The sequence below is a fragment of the Rhodobacter sp. 24-YEA-8 genome (genome assembly GCF_900105075.1).
Lineage (GTDB): Bacteria > Pseudomonadota > Alphaproteobacteria > Rhodobacterales > Rhodobacteraceae > Pseudogemmobacter.
Map to the genome: position 1 here is coordinate 3,315,210 of NZ_FNSK01000001.1, position 16,001 is coordinate 3,331,210.

Annotated in this window: 14 protein-coding genes and 2 tRNA genes; 4 read left to right on the top strand and 12 right to left on the bottom strand. The window is 64.1% G+C overall.

Annotated features, from left to right (window positions below; genetic code table 11):
* Positions 1-7 precede the first annotated feature (7 nt).
* The 6 genes from BLW25_RS15960 to BLW25_RS15985 all read right to left on the bottom strand — a co-directional run bounded on the left by BLW25_RS15960 (position 8) and on the right by BLW25_RS15985 (position 4,858).
* A complete protein-coding gene (locus BLW25_RS15960) occupies positions 8-460 on the bottom strand; it encodes a GFA family protein (protein ID WP_092900866.1) in 453 nt (150 codons plus the stop codon).
* The gene (locus BLW25_RS15965; protein ID WP_253188513.1) at positions 450-1,193 is read right to left on the bottom strand and encodes a hypothetical protein; all 744 of its coding nucleotides are present in this window, start codon (positions 1,191-1,193) and stop codon (positions 450-452) included. The genes BLW25_RS15960 and BLW25_RS15965 overlap by 11 nt, the downstream gene beginning before the upstream one ends.
* Complete coding sequence (locus BLW25_RS15970; RefSeq protein WP_092900869.1) at positions 1,190-1,450, bottom strand: hypothetical protein; 261 nt, start codon at positions 1,448-1,450, stop codon at positions 1,190-1,192. Before BLW25_RS15970 ends, BLW25_RS15965 begins: the two co-directional genes overlap by 4 nt.
* Before the next feature lie 21 nt (positions 1,451-1,471).
* On the bottom strand, positions 1,472-2,905 hold the full coding sequence (locus tag BLW25_RS15975) for an NAD(P)-dependent oxidoreductase (RefSeq protein ID WP_092900871.1): 1,434 nt from the start codon (positions 2,903-2,905) through the stop codon (positions 1,472-1,474).
* 161 nt (positions 2,906-3,066) lie between these two features.
* Positions 3,067-3,870: an undecaprenyl-diphosphate phosphatase gene (locus BLW25_RS15980; protein WP_092900874.1), complete on the bottom strand. Its 804-nt coding sequence runs from the start codon at positions 3,868-3,870 to the stop codon at positions 3,067-3,069.
* A 1-nt stretch (position 3,871) separates the two neighbouring features.
* Entirely contained in the window at positions 3,872-4,858 is a 987-nt protein-coding gene (locus BLW25_RS15985; RefSeq protein WP_092900877.1) for a complex I NDUFA9 subunit family protein, read from the bottom strand.
* 197 nt (positions 4,859-5,055) lie between these two features.
* Here BLW25_RS15985 and BLW25_RS15990 point away from each other — a divergent pair.
* Positions 5,056-5,140, top strand: a tRNA-Leu gene (locus BLW25_RS15990).
* Between the two features lie 520 nt (positions 5,141-5,660).
* Here BLW25_RS15990 and wecB read toward each other — a convergent pair.
* Together wecB and BLW25_RS16000 are read right to left on the bottom strand one after the other, a co-directional pair.
* On the bottom strand, positions 5,661-6,719 hold the full coding sequence (wecB, locus tag BLW25_RS15995) for a non-hydrolyzing UDP-N-acetylglucosamine 2-epimerase (protein ID WP_092900880.1): 1,059 nt from the start codon (positions 6,717-6,719) through the stop codon (positions 5,661-5,663).
* On the bottom strand, positions 6,716-8,314 hold the full coding sequence (locus BLW25_RS16000) for a glycosyltransferase family protein (RefSeq protein WP_143040527.1): 1,599 nt from the start codon (positions 8,312-8,314) through the stop codon (positions 6,716-6,718). Before BLW25_RS16000 ends, wecB begins: the two co-directional genes overlap by 4 nt.
* Positions 8,315-8,956: 642 nt before the next feature.
* Between BLW25_RS16000 and BLW25_RS24480 the strand changes: the two genes are divergently transcribed.
* Complete coding sequence (locus BLW25_RS24480) at positions 8,957-9,100, top strand: hypothetical protein (RefSeq protein ID WP_171909588.1); 144 nt, start codon at positions 8,957-8,959, stop codon at positions 9,098-9,100.
* Between the two features lie 469 nt (positions 9,101-9,569).
* Here BLW25_RS24480 and BLW25_RS16005 read toward each other — a convergent pair.
* From BLW25_RS16005 to BLW25_RS16015, 3 genes are all read right to left on the bottom strand, one after another.
* Positions 9,570-9,646, bottom strand: a tRNA-Met gene (locus BLW25_RS16005).
* Between the two features lie 61 nt (positions 9,647-9,707).
* Positions 9,708-11,741 carry a hydantoinase/oxoprolinase N-terminal domain-containing protein gene (locus tag BLW25_RS16010; RefSeq protein WP_092900886.1) on the bottom strand — a complete coding sequence of 678 codons (2,034 nt, stop codon included), beginning with the start codon at positions 11,739-11,741 and terminating at the stop codon, positions 9,708-9,710.
* A 37-nt stretch (positions 11,742-11,778) separates the two neighbouring features.
* Complete coding sequence (locus BLW25_RS16015; protein WP_092900889.1) at positions 11,779-13,116, bottom strand: RNA polymerase factor sigma-54; 1,338 nt, start codon at positions 13,114-13,116, stop codon at positions 11,779-11,781.
* 137 nt (positions 13,117-13,253) lie between these two features.
* Between BLW25_RS16015 and BLW25_RS16020 the strand changes: the two genes are divergently transcribed.
* Both BLW25_RS16020 and BLW25_RS16025 read left to right on the top strand, forming a co-directional pair.
* A complete protein-coding gene (locus tag BLW25_RS16020) occupies positions 13,254-13,961 on the top strand; it encodes a hypothetical protein (RefSeq protein ID WP_092900891.1) in 708 nt (235 codons plus the stop codon).
* A gap of 95 nt (positions 13,962-14,056) precedes the next feature.
* Positions 14,057-14,773, top strand: coding sequence for a hypothetical protein (locus tag BLW25_RS16025; RefSeq protein ID WP_092900893.1), 717 nt, complete (start codon positions 14,057-14,059; stop codon positions 14,771-14,773).
* A gap of 102 nt (positions 14,774-14,875) precedes the next feature.
* Here the strand turns inward: BLW25_RS16025 and BLW25_RS16030 are convergent, their stop codons facing one another.
* Positions 14,876-15,970: a serine protease gene (locus BLW25_RS16030; RefSeq protein WP_143040528.1), complete on the bottom strand. Its 1,095-nt coding sequence runs from the start codon at positions 15,968-15,970 to the stop codon at positions 14,876-14,878.
* Positions 15,971-16,001: the final 31 nt, after the last annotated feature.

The following is a 16,001-nucleotide window of genomic DNA, read 5'->3' on the forward strand; positions in this document are numbered from 1 at the left end:
CACTCCTTCAGGTGCTGGCGGGGTCGGAATCGGCAGAGATGCCCATCGAGGCAAGCAGCTCGGCTTCGGTCATTTTCTCGGTCGGGCCGGCAAAGGCCCAGGCATCGGGCTTGGCGTCGATATAGATCTCGCGGGTCAGCCTGATGTCGGTCAGGTCATCCAGCAGCCCGGCCGCGATGTAATAATCGTCATGGCCCGGCGCATCTTTCAGCCGATACCAGAGCGTGGTGCCGCAGGTGTCGCAAAAGCTGCGCGAGGCCCAGTCTGACGAGGCATAGGCGCGCACATGACCGGCCCCTTCGATATGAAGATTATGCGGCGCCACATCGATTGTGACAAAGGCCGACCCGGTCCAGCGCCGGCACATGCCGCAATGGCAGACACTCAGCTCTGACGGCGGGCTGGAAATGGTCAGCCGCACCGCACCGCACAGGCATTGGCCGGTTTTTTCAGTCGCCATAACGCGCCCTCCACAGCCGCTCCAGCGCCGGATTGGCAGGAGCCTCGGTCATCAGCGGATCACAGTCATAAAGCGGGCGGGGGGAGGCAAAGCCGGGCTCTCCGGGGAAGATGAAGTCGATCGGGCTGCCGTCGATCGGCAGCCATTGGCCATCGCCCAGATCGCTCTGGCCGGGGCCGGAAAAGAACAGCCGCATCTCACGCGAGATATATTCATTGCCGCGCGAGCGCCGGACCTGGGCGCCATCGGCATCGGTCTCGGTCGCCTCGAATTCGGTTTCCTCCAGCACGACACCGTCAATCGTTACGCTGCGGCCGGTCAGCCGGTCAAAACCGGTCACCGTGGTGTCAAAGCCGGTATTGCGGGTCAGCGAGAATTCAAACGTGTCGATCCCGGTCTCAATCAGTTCCGAGAACGAGGCCGGATCGGCGGGGGCCGGTGCCAGCATCTGCACCGTTCCGGCGCCTTCGCCTTCGCTGATGCTCTCGACCCATTCGGTTTCGGAATTGATCCGCGACCGGAAGAAAAGCCCTTCCTGGTCGAAATCGGCGCGCCACTGATCACCTTTCGGATCGGTGGTGCAGGTATAGTAATTCGACACCCGGCAGCCCTTGGCCTGCACGGTCATAAAGATCTCGCAGCTTTCCGGGGCAGACCAGGTGCGCGCCTCTGCCAGACCCGCCAGCATGGGCAGCAGCGCGGAAGACAGGGTTACGGTGAAAAAGCGGTTCATATCGGCGAGACCTCGTGATCAGGGAGCACTGCCCCCGACTGTACCTTGCTTCTGATGGTATCGGTATTCACTTCAAAGCCATCGTCGCCCGAGAGGATCATGGCGAAGGGGCGCAGATGACGGGCCTGTTTCGCGCCTTCACAGCCCTCGCCGCACGCCCCGCCCGGGATCGCGGGGGAGGTCGCGTCAAAGGGTCTGGCTGCGGCCAGGGCAGGCGAGACCACCACGGCGCAGAGCAGAGCAAGGCAACGGATCATGGCGCTTCTCCCGGGAAAGGGTCACTCGGCCGCTACAGCGGCATGACCAAGGGAGTCGATGATCGCATCTGCCGCCTCGCGGCCGTCACGGATCGCCCAGACGACAAGGCTTGCCCCGCGCACGATGTCACCCACGGCATAGACGCCCGGAATTGAGGTCGCATGGCTGCGGAAATCGGCCTTGATCGTGCCCCAGCGGGTGACGGTCAGCTCGTCGACGCCCCAGAGTTTCGGCAAGGCTTCGGGTTCGAAACCGAGCGCCTGCACGACGAGATCGGCGGGTTCGACATAATCGGCGCCCTCGATCACCTCGGGCGACTGACGGCCCGAGGCATCCGGCGCGCCAAGGCGCATCTTCTGTACCATCACGCCCTCGACCGCTGTGCCGCCCGAAAAGCCCTTCGGCGCCGCGAGCCAGACGAAGTCTACGCCTTCCTCTTCGGCATTCTGCACCTCGCGCTGCGAGCCGGGCATATTGGCGCGGTCGCGGCGATAAAGGCATTTCACCGAAGTCGCGCCCTGGCGGATCGCGGTGCGCACGCAGTCCATCGCGGTATCGCCGCCGCCGATGACGACGACGCGCTTGCCGCTCGCGTTCAGGCTGCCATCTTGATATTCCGGCACGCTGTCGCCGAAAGAGAGCCGGTTCGACACGGTCAGATAGTCAAGCGCCCTGACGATGCCGCGCGCGCCCGAACCGGGGGCCTCGATCTCGCGGATCTTGTAGACGCCGGTGGCGATCAGCACGGCGGTATGGCGCGCGCGGATTTCCTCGAACGAGAGATCAACGCCGACGGTGCAATTCAGGACAAAGGTGACACCCGAGGCTTCCAGCTGTTCCACCCGGCGCATGACAACCGGCTTTTCCAGTTTAAACCCCGGAATGCCATAGGTCAGCAGCCCCCCGGCGCGGTCATAGCGGTCATAGACGGTGACCTGGACACCCGCGCGGCGGAGCCGTTCAGCAGCGGCAAGGCCGCCCGGGCCCGCACCGATGATGCCGACCGATTCCATGCGTTCGGCATGCGGGGCAACCGGCTGCACCCAGCCTTCTTCCCAGGCGGTATCGGTGATGTATTTCTCGACCGAGCCGATGGTGACCGTGCCATGGCCGGATTGTTCGATGACGCAATTGCCTTCGCAAAGCCGGTCCTGCGGGCAGATACGGCCGCAGATCTCGGGGAAGGAATTGGTGGCCTGGCTGATCTCCCAGGCCTCTTTCAGCCGGCCCTCGGCGGTAAGGCGGAGCCAGTCGGGGATATTGTTGTGCAGCGGGCAATGCGACTGGCAATAAGGCACGCCGCATTGGGAACAGCGGCTCGCCTGCTCGGCCGCCTTTTCTGCCGCGAATTCGCGATAGATCTCGTCGAAATCCTGGTTGCGGTCAGAGGCTTTGCGTTTCTCGGGCATCTCTTTGCCCAGGGAAACAAATTTCAGCATCTTTTGCGTGGCCATGGCTGCGCTTCCCTCAAAGCAGGTTCCGGGTGCGCCTTCCTACATCTGAGGGGTTTTGAATAAAAGTCAGCAGTTCTGACCTATATATCGTTTTCGAGGGCTTTCGATTAGAAATCCTCATCTGTGTGTGTAAAATAGGTCAGTATTGGTTCCAAACATGCCTATTTGCCAGCCATGAGCGCGATCAGCGCTGCCGTTCCCACGATGATTCGCCACCAGCCAAAGATCGCATAGCCATGGCGGCTGACGTATGAGAGCACCCATTTCACCACGAGAACCGCTGCAAGGAAGGCCACGGCAAAGCCGACGGCGATATCCCAGACCGCGCTGAAATCGAGATCATTGCGGCTTTTGAACAGATCATAGGAGACTGCGGCGATCATGGTCGGCAGGCTCAGCAGGAAGGAAAACTCGGCTGCGGCGCGTTTTTCGACCCCCATCATCAGGGCGCCGACAATCGTGGCGCCCGAGCGCGAGACGCCGGGGATCATCGCAAGACACTGGCAAAAACCGATGGCGAGCGACTTGCCCAGCGGCAGTTCCAGCGCGTCGAAATGCTGCGGCTTCGGCGCGATACGGTCCACCACCAGCAGAATGACGCCGCCGATGATCAGCATGATCGAAATCAGCTTCGGCGATTCAAACAACACGCTTTTGATATAGCCATGTGCCAGCAGCCCGATCACCACGGCGGGCAGAAAGGCCAGTGCCACTGACACAATGGCACGCCGCGCCGCCATATCATGGCGCGCATCCATGAAAAGCCGCCCGACCTTGACCGCAAATACCGAGGTAAGCGCCAGGATCGCCCCAAGCTGGATCACCACCTCGAAGGTCCGGCTTTCCGAGGTGAAGCCAAGGAAATGCCCCGCCAGCAGCAGATGTCCTGTCGATGAGACCGGAATAAACTCAGTGAGCCCTTCCAGGAGACCCAGAAAGGCGGCAATCAGCGTGTTGTCCACAATCTCAGACCTTCTTCAGGTTTTTTGCCGAGTTCTTGATGGCGGCATATTGCCCCGAAGGACGGAAGCGCCACAGGTAATCCGGAATCACCGCTTCAAAAGCGGAGGCAGTCACGCCCAGATCGGCGAAGCCGCGCGCGCCCTCAGTCACCACATTATCGGCCTTCAGCATTTTCAGCTGATCGCGGGTGAGGATCTTGTTGACGATCAGGCCACCGGTCAGCACTTCGGCCATGTCAAAGCCGAAGGCCGGCAGCGACATCAGCCCGCCTGGCAGGTTGAGGATCAGGCGGCGACGCTGGATCACCGGCAGCATACGCTGCAAAAGATCCTGGAGCGGCATCGCCTCGGGCCCGCCCAGCTCGTAAATGCCGGCAGCGGCGTCAGAGGTGACGGCATTCACGGCCGCCAGGGCCACGTCATCGACCCAGACCGGCTGGAAGCGGGTCTGACCGCCGGCAATCGGCAAAATCGGTGCGAATTGCGCCATGCCGGCGAATTTGTTGAAGAAACTGTCTTCGGTGCCGAAAATCACCGAGGGGCGCAGAATGACCGCATCGGGGAACTCCGCCGCGATTGCGGTCTCGCCGGCTGCTTTGCTGCGGCCGTAAAGCGAGGCGCTGCCGGCATCGGCCCCGAGCGCCGAGATATGGATCAGCTTTGCGACACCGGCCTCGCGCGCGGCGCGGGCGATGATCGTGGCGCCGTCGACATGGACGGCCTGGAAGTTGTTCCGGCCGCCGCGACGGAAGGTGCCGACGCAATTGACCACAGCATCCGCGCCAAGGGCTGCGCGTTTCACGCTGGCTTCATTGCGGATGTTGCACAGGATCGGTTCGACCTGGCCCGGGGCGCCATAGGGTTTGACGAAGATCGCCTCGTTCGGGCGGCGTACCGCGACGCGGACCCGCCAGCCAAGGCCGGCGAAGCGCCTAGCGATATAGCGGCCGACAAAGCCCGACCCGCCGTAAATGGTGACCAGCTTGCTCATGCGGAAATCTCCCCTGCGGGCGTCGCGTCCATTCCCCGTTCCATAGCCCCCGGATGCCGGGCCAGCAAGCCCAAAGCCCCATGAGAGGACCGCGCCAGCGAGCCTTTCGCACGAGTGTCAAAAAATCTTGCGATTTCCGCGCGAGCCCGTGTTGACAACCCTTTGCCCCAGGGCTACATCGCCCTCACTGAAAGCGTGCCCAGATGGCGGAATTGGTAGACGCACTGGTTTCAGGTACCAGCGCTGCAAGGCGTGGAGGTTCGAGTCCTCTTCTGGGCACCAAATCTATACCAAGCAATTGTTTTTGCTGGATAGCCCCCGATCAGGGGGCTTTTCCATTTCTGATATCCGCAAAAACAAGAGCGACCAGTCGCCACCAATGACAGCCAGTATTGCGGCAGAGTCTCCCCCAACCGAAGCCGGGGGCGGAAGTCGTGATATCAGCCCGGAACGCTCCGGACGCGGCTGGGGCTGCGATTGAGATATCAGCCGATCTGCCGGAGGCTTGCACCGCCATTCCGGATCCCGACTATCTTTCGGCGCTAATGCGTAACTCTCGCCTGAGACAGGATTCGCCCTTGCCCCGCTGACATCACCCCACGCGGAGGATCTCTGCCGTTCCGGCGGCCGAGAAACGGTTGATCAGTGCGATACGGATCTGAATTTCGGCAGGCTGGCGGGCCGGTAGTGGATTGCTCATGCGGACCATCTGACCGCCTGGATTCACAACTTGAGTCCTTTGCGGCCAGAGGCATGCAACAAGGTCCGGCGCGAGGCAAAAGCCACACTCGGTGAGGTCCGGTCAGCGCCTCTGATAGAGGAAGTCAGAAAGGATGCGGGTGATGGCACCGGCGCTGTCGCCTGTACCGTAATCGGGTATCGACCGGCGCTCGGTCTGGCCTTCCTGGGTCCAGAGCCGGTTCCAGCCGGCTTCGATCGTCTCTACCCATTCGGTTTCGTCACGCAGCGTGACGCAGGGGACGGAATGGAAATAGGCTTCCTTCTGCACCCCGCCGGAGTCGGTCAGCATCAGCCGGGCATCACCAAGCAGACGGTGGAAGTCGAAATAACCCTGCGGCTCAATCACCATGATCCCATCCAGATCCAGGTTCGCGGCCACTTGCCGGGTCCTCGGATGCAGGGGAAGCACCAATGGAACACCCTCAGCCGCCGCGGCCTCGCGCAGATAGGTGATAACCCGTGCCAGCTTTTCGGGCGAGGAGGTGTTCTCTGCCCGGTGGATGGTGGCGAGGCAATAGCCCTTCGGCGTCAGGCCGAGGTCCCTGAGGATATCGGAGCGGTCGGCCGACAGGCTGCGGGCGTGCAGCGTGGCGTCGAACATGACATCGCCCACCTCATGCACCTGCGGTCCGGTGATTCCCTCGGCGGCCAGGTTGCGCACAGAGAGGCCAGTCGGGCAGAATAACAGGGCGCTGAGGTGGTCGGTCAGGACGCGGTTGATCTCCTCGGGCATGGCACGGTTGAAGGAGCGTAGCCCCGCCTCGACATGGGCGATCGGAATGCCCAGCTTTGCCGCCGCAAGCGCGCCCGCCAGGGTGGAATTGGTATCCCCATAGACAAGCACTAGATCCGGGCGGTTCTCGACCATGACCGTTTCCAGTGCAGCCAGCATCCGGCCTGTCATCTCGCCATGCTGGCCACCATGAATGTCCAGACTCCAGCGCGGGGCGGGAATGTCCATTTCGGTGAAGAAAATGTCGGACATATTGGCGTCGTGGTGCTGGCCCGTATGAACGATCCATTCGGTTAGTTCCGGGTGGGCCCGCAGTGCCCGGCTGACCGCGCCCGCTTTTACGAATTGCGGCCTGGCGCCGACCACAGTCAGGACGGATTTCGTCATGCTTCCATTCCCGTTTTCTTCTGGGTGAAGGAATGCCCGGTCAGCCGGCCGATCTGCTCAAGCAGTTCGAGGGTGCCGCCGCGGCGGGTGAACCTGTCATTATATGACGCGTCGCGCCGAGTTGCCGCGGGCGTGTAATCAGCGATGAAAGAGGCAAGTCCCTCAGGCGTATTCTGTGCCCAATAGATTCCCTCAAGCCCTTTTAGCACCTCGGCAACCGCGCCGCCATACAGAGGGCCATGGGTTACGATCAGGATATCCAGACCATAGGCCAGGTAGTCGTAAAGCTTGGTTGGCGTTTCGAATCCGGTTTCCGAGACGAAGACGATGCCACAATCGGCCTGCGAGATCAGGCCCAGCACTTCGGGATAGGGCAGCGTGCCATGCAGCTCCACCTGGGGAGCCTCCTGATCGGCGGGATCGATTCCTGCGAGGTTACCGATGTGATGCAACCGGTGGCGCGTGGGGTCCAGCGCCCCGATCAGCGCCGTGGGCGAGCGATCATGGAAGATCGTCCCGGCATGGACGAAGTGGATGGAAGAATCCGCCTCCCGCCAGCGTGTCCGCGCTTGTACCAGGGTGCGCTCGTCAAAGCCGTTCGGGATGACTTTGACCGGCACATCTTCCAGCGCCTCTACTTTGGCGATGCAGTCGTCGTTGACGACGGTCACCAGGTCGGCCTGGAGGTTATAGCCCTGTTCGAGGTAACGGACAGCTTCCCGCGCCTGCGGCGTGAAGGCCATGCGTGGATTGTTGGCAAAGGGGTCGCGGTAATCGAGGATCACCCGCGCATACCAGCGGCGTTTGGCCCAGGTGGCGAAGTCGAAGACCGCAAAGGGATTGCCTGACAGAATCACCACGTCGTATTGATCGTCTGCGGCTTCGAAATGCCGCTCCAGTGCGATGCGCCAGTAATAGGAAAGCGTCGAGGCGCTCTTGGCGTTCAGCTTCTCGCTGTCGAGGAAGGGAACTGCCCAGCTTTCAGGCTTGCCGTCGGGCCTGATCAGCACGGCAGGGCCCCAGTCGGGGATGATCCGTACATTTTGGGGAGGATTCGGCCATGGTGTCGCCGTGGCGAGGGTGATCTCCACCTCTCCCTGCGACAGGGCTTCCATCTGAGCGTGCCAGTAATTGATCCGCTGCACTCCGACAGTTCTGGATGGGCCGGAGAAATAGGCGATCAGCAATACCTTCAGCTTCCCCGAGCCGGACTTCCCGGATGGTTGGAGGCTGACCGGGGTGGCGCACACCGGCTCCAGCGCGCGGGCGATGGCCTGTGGACCATCGGAAGCCAGGACACCGGTGTAATGGGGAACATAGGCGCGGCGGAACTGTTCCTCTATGTCGGCATCGGCAAAGATGCACAGCGAAGCTGACCCGATCAGGGCATAGTCCCCGACGAAAACGCGCTGAAGCGCCTGCGCGAAGGTCAGGCCATAGGAAAACAGCCCCTGGGCCGAGCCCAGCAGTGCCAGGTCGCGCAGAGGATTGGCATGCGAGATGATCAACGCGCGGTCCGGACCCAGGCGGTCTGAGATCCAGCGAGCGACTGCAATCCATTCGTCGAGCTTCCCGGCGGTGATTGCCGCAGCCACATCCAGTCGCGCAGCGGGAAGGGCAATGCGGTGGCCCTCGAAACTCAGCTCGCCCGGGACGTGGCGGATGCGGGGAAGATCGTCGAGGCCAGGCAGGGCGGCATCGCCAAGCGCAAGCGCAGACGTGAGGACCGGGGCGTTCATCGTCTCAGGTTCCTTCTGCTCCAGCTGTGGCGGCCAGCGCGGGGTGTGCGGCTGGCGGGGCGGATACCTTGCGAACCCGAATATACGATCCCCCGCAACAGGGATAGTCTTGTAAGCTTGTCGTGCCAGGTTGTTTCGGGGCAAGGAGTGGGTTGATCGAGCGAACAGGAAGGACGAGAGCCTGCGTAGCAGTTATCGGGATGGCATTGCTGAAGGGCCGCCCAGGGCATCCCGGGCTCCGCTCACCACCGCCCGGCCATCCGACGAGGCCACCAGTACCGTGGGATGATCGGCCCGTGCTGCCCGCGATCCGTCACAGAGCGCGTCACCGCTGGCTGGCGTTCCGTTCAGGCAGCCCGGCCAGCGCGCCCTCGATCTGCTCAAGAACGAACGCCTCGGTGAGGGCGATGTCCAGTTCGGCCTTCTGGTCATTGCGCGAGAGCTGAGTGATGAAATCTGCGGGAACCCCGACAGCGTCAATTTGCCGAAGGGGCGGGCATGAGCGACGACACTTCCGAACTCACTGCAATCAGGACGGGCACCCCATGTGACAACCTCATGGCGGCATTCGGCATCTTGCAGCAGGCGGTCCTCGCGACCGATCACATCTGGAATGCTGATGCCGTTTCTCGCAATAGTTGATGATGCCCGGTGGGAGGCCTGATCCGTGACCTGGTCTGACAAGGACCGGGCCGAGGTCGCTACTCGCAATTGCGCCCTGGTACGCTGTCCCGTGCCGATCATCCCGCCCGGGGTGACCGCGGCTGACACAGACCCCTGGGCAACTGACGGGGCTGTCCGATGTGCACGGCTTCTCATTGCGAAAGCGCACGAAAATACGGCCGATCTGCGGGACAGCGGCGCGAGCTTCCGGGAGATCGGGCGGTATCTCAACCGTAGCTACAGTCACGTCCATAGCGTTCCTGGCGGATTCTCGTGATGGCCGAATTACCCCTCGGTTACGACGGAGGGGTGATTTGTCGCGCTGACTTAATGCCGCCACTGGTTAGGATCGGTCGCCATGCGTCGTTTTGCTATAGGCGGGCAGATAAGCGGAAAGATCGGGTCAATCCCAAATTTTCCGTTTAAAACCAACCATTATGATTGAAAGTGGTGGCGAGGGAGGGACTCGAACCCTCGACCTTGCGATTATGAGTCGCACGCTCTAACCAGCTGAGCTACCTAGCCACTGGGCGCGGGGATATGCGGGCCGGTCAGAAGCGTCAAGGGGGTATACGCGCTTTTTGCCTCAGTTTGCGGACTCATCTGCGCCAGGGCCATGGGCGATGCGGGGTCTGCCGGTGGCGGTGACGGTTACCGTGGCTTCGATAAACAGGATCTGCCCCTCGATCCCGGCCTCGGAAATCTCGCGGCTGGCGGTCAGGTGAAGGTCGACTGCCCCGGCCTGGCGGGCGCGGGCGGCGGCCTCAGCGCGCAGCGCGGTTTCCATTGCCTCCAGCGCCTCGTCGCGGTCGCCATAGGCCTTGGGGCCAGAGGTGAAATGCGCGACAAACCGTCCCTGGGCCGGTGATGTCACAAGGCCCGAGACGCGCTGGCTGACCTGACCCGCTACGGCCCCGATCGCATTCGCGACACCGGCATGTTCCGGCAGGATCATCTCGCAGCCCAGTCGCGCCCCCACCGCGCCATAATAGGACGGCGCCGAGGCGCCAAGGCCGATCACCGGCAAAGCCAGGTGTGCTGACAGCGCCATGACGCCCTGGTGCTGGTCAAGCCCCGCCACCAGCAGCGGATGCCGCGCCAGTGCGGCTGCATCTTCGTCACTGAACCGGGGGTCTTCGGCGAAGGCGGCCTCCAGCAGGCAGCCGGCGGTCTGGGCGGTGACCTGATCAATGATCCGCCGCGCCATTTCGTCAGGGCCGGGCGCGAACCGCTCGCCCGCGCCATTGCGGCGCAATGCCAGCAGACGCAGCGCTTTTTCGGCAGCCTCCCGGTCCCAGTCGCGCAGGCGACCCGCAACATGGCTCGCATCCGAGGGGGTCACGCCGGAAAGCATTACCAGCCCACGCGCGACAAGGCGGTCCAGCGCTGCTGCTTCGAGCCGCGAGGTCAGCGCCTTTGCGATCGGCATCGGCGCGGTGATCCGCTCCAGCAGGGCGCGGTCACGGGGGCCAAGGCCACCGGCCTGTTCGACCCCCTTCATCGGCACGACAAAGCGGCCATCATATTCGCCCGGCGCCGGGCCCGAGAGCCAGCGCTCCAGCGCTTCATGCACCATATCGCGCGCCGTCATTGCCAGCAGCGAGACCGGCAGCAGGCGGCGCGGCCCGAGGCGCAGCCGCCCCGAGAGGCCCTCATTGATCAGGTGCACTTCCGAATCGCCGCCAAGGCCGGTGGTGCGCATCGCCACAGCCTCGACCATGGTGCGGAACCCCCCGACGCGGGCGCCTTCGGGGTCGATCTCGGGCAGGCCACCGCGCAGGATCGCCACATCCGTTGTGGTGCCCCCGATATCCGAGACCAGAGCGTCCTGCGCACCGGTCAGCCAGCGCGCGCCGACAATCGAGGCGGCGGGGCCGGAGAGGATCGTCTCGATGGGGCGCTCGCGCACCATCGCGGCCGAGATCAGCGCACCATCGCCGCGCACCACCATCAGGGGGGCCTCGATGCCGATCCGGGCCAGATGCCGTTCGCAGGCGGCGACAAGACGGTCGATCATCCCGATCAGCCGCGCGTTCAGCACTGCAGTCAGCGCGCGTTTCGGGCCATTCAGCCGCGCGGACAGCTCATGCGAACAGGTGACCGGGCGACCTGTCACCTGGCGGATCAGGTCGCGTGCCGCAAGCTCATGCGCGGGGTTGCGGGTGGCGAAACGGGCGGCGACGGCAAAGCCCATTACCTCGGGGCCAAGCGCGGTCACCTCTGCCCTGAGCCGTGCGAGATCAGGGGGGGAAGCCTCTATTCCGGCATGGCTGTGGCCGCCGGCAATGCGGATCACCGGATCGCCCTTCAGCGCATCAGAAAGCCCCGCGCGCGCGAGGTCATCTTCATCGAACCCCATGGTGATCAGCGCGACACGGCCGCCCTGGCCCTCGACCAGCGCATTGGTGGCCAGCGTCGTGGACAGCGAGACCAGCGCGATCTGCTGCGCCGATACGCCCGATTGCGCCAGCGCGCGATCGACGGCACCGCCGATGCCTTCGGCCAGATCATGCCGCGTCGTCAATGACTTGGCTGTTCCCAGAATGCGGTTCTCCGCCTCGTCCAGAATGACCGCATCGGTATAGGTGCCACCGGTATCGACCCCGAGGAAAAAGGCCATGACCCGTCCTTCACTGCTGTTCGTCGCGCGCCTCTTGCTACTGCGGCGGGCAAGGCGGGTCATCCCCGGAAACGACGTTTTCCGCTCGCTTTCGCGTCGCGGATGACAGTTTCGCCGCCTGTTTGCGCCGGGAGGCCGGCGGGATGCCCAGCTGCTCGCGGTATTTGGCGATGGTGCGCCGGGCCAGGGGCGCGCCGGCACCGGCCAGGGCTTCGGCCAGCGCGGCATCGGTCAGGGGCGCGACCGGGTCTTCCGCCGTGATCATCTGCGTCAGCGCATCGCGCATCGCCGCCCCTGCCGGCCCCCCCTTGCGCACTGCGGGCGAGAACATCGCGCGCAGCCAATAGACCCCGCTGCCGGTATCGACCGAGGTGCCCTGGACAAGCCGGCTTACCGTGCTCTGATGCAGGCCAAGGCTTGCCGCCACCTCGCTCATGGTCATGGGGGAAAGCGCGCGCAGCCCCTGTTTCGCCACCAGCGGCTGGCGGCGCAGGATCTCGGTCCCGATGCGCAACAGCGAATTGTTGCGGCTTTCCACAAGGCGGATCACCTCGCGCGCGGCAGCGCGGTCGCCCGCTCCTGTTGTGGGCTGCAGCCGGATCGAAGGCAGCGCCGAATGGTTCAGGCTGAGTTCCGGCCCCGAAGATCCCTCGCGCAGCACAAGGTCCGGTTCGGCCACCGGTGCGGAGCCGGGCTGAAACCGCGCGCCGGGCTTCGGGTCATAGCTGCGCAACATGCGGATGCGGCGCGCGATTTCCTCGACCGTTGCGCCGGTCTTTACCGCCAGCGCCTCCAGATTGCCGGCCGCGACCAGCGTCAGATTGGCCAGCACCGCCTGCATGACCGGGTCGAGCTCCCCTGTGTCGTGGGCCTGGAGGCTCAGGCATTCCGCAAGGTTGCGCGCAAAAAGCCCGGCGGGTTCCATCGCCTGGAGCTTAAGCAGCACCGCTTCAAGCGCCGCCGGTGTACTGCCGGTATCGCGGGCGATGCGGCTCAGCGGCGGCCCGAGCCAGCCGCTAGGTTCCAGCGCCGAACACAGCGCCAGCGCCAGCGGCATTTCGGCAGGCGCCAGCCGCATCAGCGCCACGCCCGCCGCGACATGGGCCTGCAACCCCGGCGCGGGGGCGGCCAGCGCCTCTGTCCCGCCACCCGCCCCCGATTGCCGCGACAGCGCATCATGCCAGCGCGGCGCCCAGATTGCGGGCAGCGCCGGCGGAGGAACCAGCTGCAATTGCGGGTTTTGCGCGGCCATATCCTCGAGCCAGTCGCCAAGCGAGCCCGCATCCGATTTCAGCATCGAGATCGCGCTGACCAGGGACAGGTTCAGCGACAGGCGCTGTTTCTGGGCGATGGTGATGCGGTTGCGCTGTTTCATGGCGCGACTTTGCCGGGGTGCGGGCGGCACTTCAATCGGCAAAGAGGGCCAGGTGCCGGTGATCGCTTTGCGGCTTCTCTCTCGCCGCGCTTTGCGCCAGGATTGACCGGGCAATGCCCCTTTGCCTGCTGTGTCCCATGTTCCGCGCGTCTCTGGCCCTGATCCTTTTCTGTTCCGCCCCCGCGCTTGCCGAAGGCGAGGCAAAGGCTCCGGGCCCGGTGGCCACGCTTGCGCTGGCGCTCAGGCTTTATGATCAGGCCGAGGGGCAGGGCGATGCTTTGGGCATGGCGGTCGCGGCGCGACTTGCGGCGACGATCCGCCAGCGCGGGGCGCGCCATTGGGAAAAGCAAAGTGGTAAATACTCCGGGCCGGTGCTGCAGGACGCAGGGACGGCGCGCCTGCGGGCGACGCCCGATCTGCTGACCTCCGGCGCGGCATGGTCGGGCGCATTGCTGATGGCCGAAGAAGACGAGGCGCTCAGCGATCTGCTTTATGAATTATCGCCGCCGGTGCTGCGTGGTGGGGTCAGCCAGGTGGCGGCAGAGCTGAAGCCGGGGCACGAGGATCGCTGGACGCTGCCCTTTGCCGGGCAAAGCCCCGCCGAGATCGCGGTCTTCGCCACGGGCACAGACAGCGATGCGCCCCAGAGTGATCCGGGTGCGGCAGGCACATTGCTCTGGGCGGTCGAGGATGGCGCGGGCGGCATCCTTTGCCCGATGCGGCCCGTTGCCGCCGGTGTCTGTAGCTTTACCCCGGCCGAGAATGGGTTTTATGAGGTGGTGATCGCCAATCCTGCGGGTGGCTCGACGGCGCGGGCCGGGGCCTATCTGCTGGTCGCCAACTGACGGGCGCGGATAAGCGCATTTGTCACCGCTGTCTGGCTTCCCAAACCCCTGCCTGGCTGCGACACTGCCTGAACGACCCCTGACGAGGAGCCGCCATGTCTTTCCCTGCCTGTTCCGCACCCCGTCGCCTTGCTGCGGGGCTGTTTGTTGCGGCGCTCATCGCCGGTCAGGCAGCCGGTCCGCTGGCCGCCGAAGAGGCGAAGGGGCCGAATATCACCCAGGGGGCAAATGGCGCGATGGGCGCCGTGGCGACGCTCGTGCTGGCGCATGAGCTTTTTGTACTTGGCCGGGCGCATGGGGATGCGCTGACCGTGCTGGCGGGTGCCCGTCTGGCCGCCTCGGCAGAGGTTGCGCCCGGCAGGGATTTCAGACGCAGCATCAGCGGTGAGGGCGCGGCCGGTGCAGAGCCTGTTGACGCACCTGTCGATGCGGCGGCGATGTTCGACCTCGCGCTGATACTGGCGGGGCAGGATGAATTCCTGACTGACGTGATCCTGGATGCACAGAGCGCGACCGGCAGGGGCCGCATCGGGGGCGCCTTTTCGCAACGCGTCAGCCTTCTGGCGGGGCGGACCGACAGCTGGGAGATCCCCTTTGACGGAGGCACCACTGCCGAACTGGCGGTGCTTGGCAGCGGGACATCCGATCTCGACATCGTGGTCACCGATGAGAATGGCAATGTCATCTGCTATGAAGGCGGCCAGGAAGACAGGCTCTATTGCGATTTCGTGCCCGCCTGGGATGGGTTCTTCTTTGTTGCGGTCGAAAACAAGGGCACGGCTGCGGCGGCTTATGACCTTGTGACCAACTGAGCCGCGCGCCTGCGCCGAAACCAGAAACCCCCGGACGCCATTCCGGATCCGGGGGTTTTGCTGGTGCGGTGCGGGCGATTGCGGGCGCCGGGCGGATCCCGGTCAGGGATTGGCGGTGATGACCTCATTCAGCCAGGGCACAAAATGCGACACATCGGTATAGGCCGAAAACTGCGCCATTTCCGGGCAGCCATGGCCAGAGGCATCGCTCAGACCCCAGCTGACGATTCCGGCCTGGATGTATTTTCCATTGTCCAGCGGCACCACCAGCGGCCCGCCGCTGTCACCATTGCACGAGCTTTTGCCGCCCTCGAAAGTGCCCGAACAGATCATATTCTCGCTCATCGGCATCGGCGCCGCAGCCATGATCTCATCCCAGAGCGCATAGGCTTTGTCCTCTGGCACATCCATCAGATTGACGGCAAAGGCAAAGCCCTCGACGGCCTCTTCGGCGCGACCTTCCAGCAGGACCTGGTTGCACAATTCGCGGTCCAGCATCTGGATCTGCGCCTGCATCAGCTGTGACGAAGGCACCGCGCCTGCCTGAAGCCCCCATCCGGTGACGACCGTGGTGATTCCCGGCTCGCGCAGAAGATCGCCGTAAGTGGCATCCGGCACCTCGACCGTCTTATACGGGACCTGCGGTTTGCGCGCGAGTTTGACCAGCGCGATATCATAGTCGAAATCATTCACCGAATAGGACGGATAGGTGAAAACCGCCTCGACCGGCACCCGGTCGCCGCTGCCATCCAGCAGGTTGGTGCCGACAAGAATGTCGAAATCGCCGGGCTTCAGATCGGCCCCATTGCCGGCGTCATCCGCCATATGGACGCAATGGGCGGCGGTCAGCACCCAGCGATCCATCACCATGGATCCACCGCAGAACTGGCTGTCGGTGCTGATCGGCTGACCTCCGAGCAGGAAAGCAACCTGCCAGGGCCAGGCGCCATCGGCTGCGGGCTGGCCGCCGACCACTTTCGCCCCCGAAGGTTCGGCTTTCGCGGCTTTCTCGCCGCGCTCGGCCTTGGCGCCCGAGGCGGCAAAGCTGTAGGGCGAGCTGTCGGCGGCGCTGGTCTTCGCGCCGAAGCCCGGGGCGGCGGTGGGGCTTTCCGCCAGGGCCATGCCGGTGACACTGCACAAAAGCACCAGGGCGGAAAGCGGCCTGACAACGGTGGCAGGCATGAAGCGGGAGGTCATCTCTTTGATCCTTCTGCGGAACTGGGCTGGG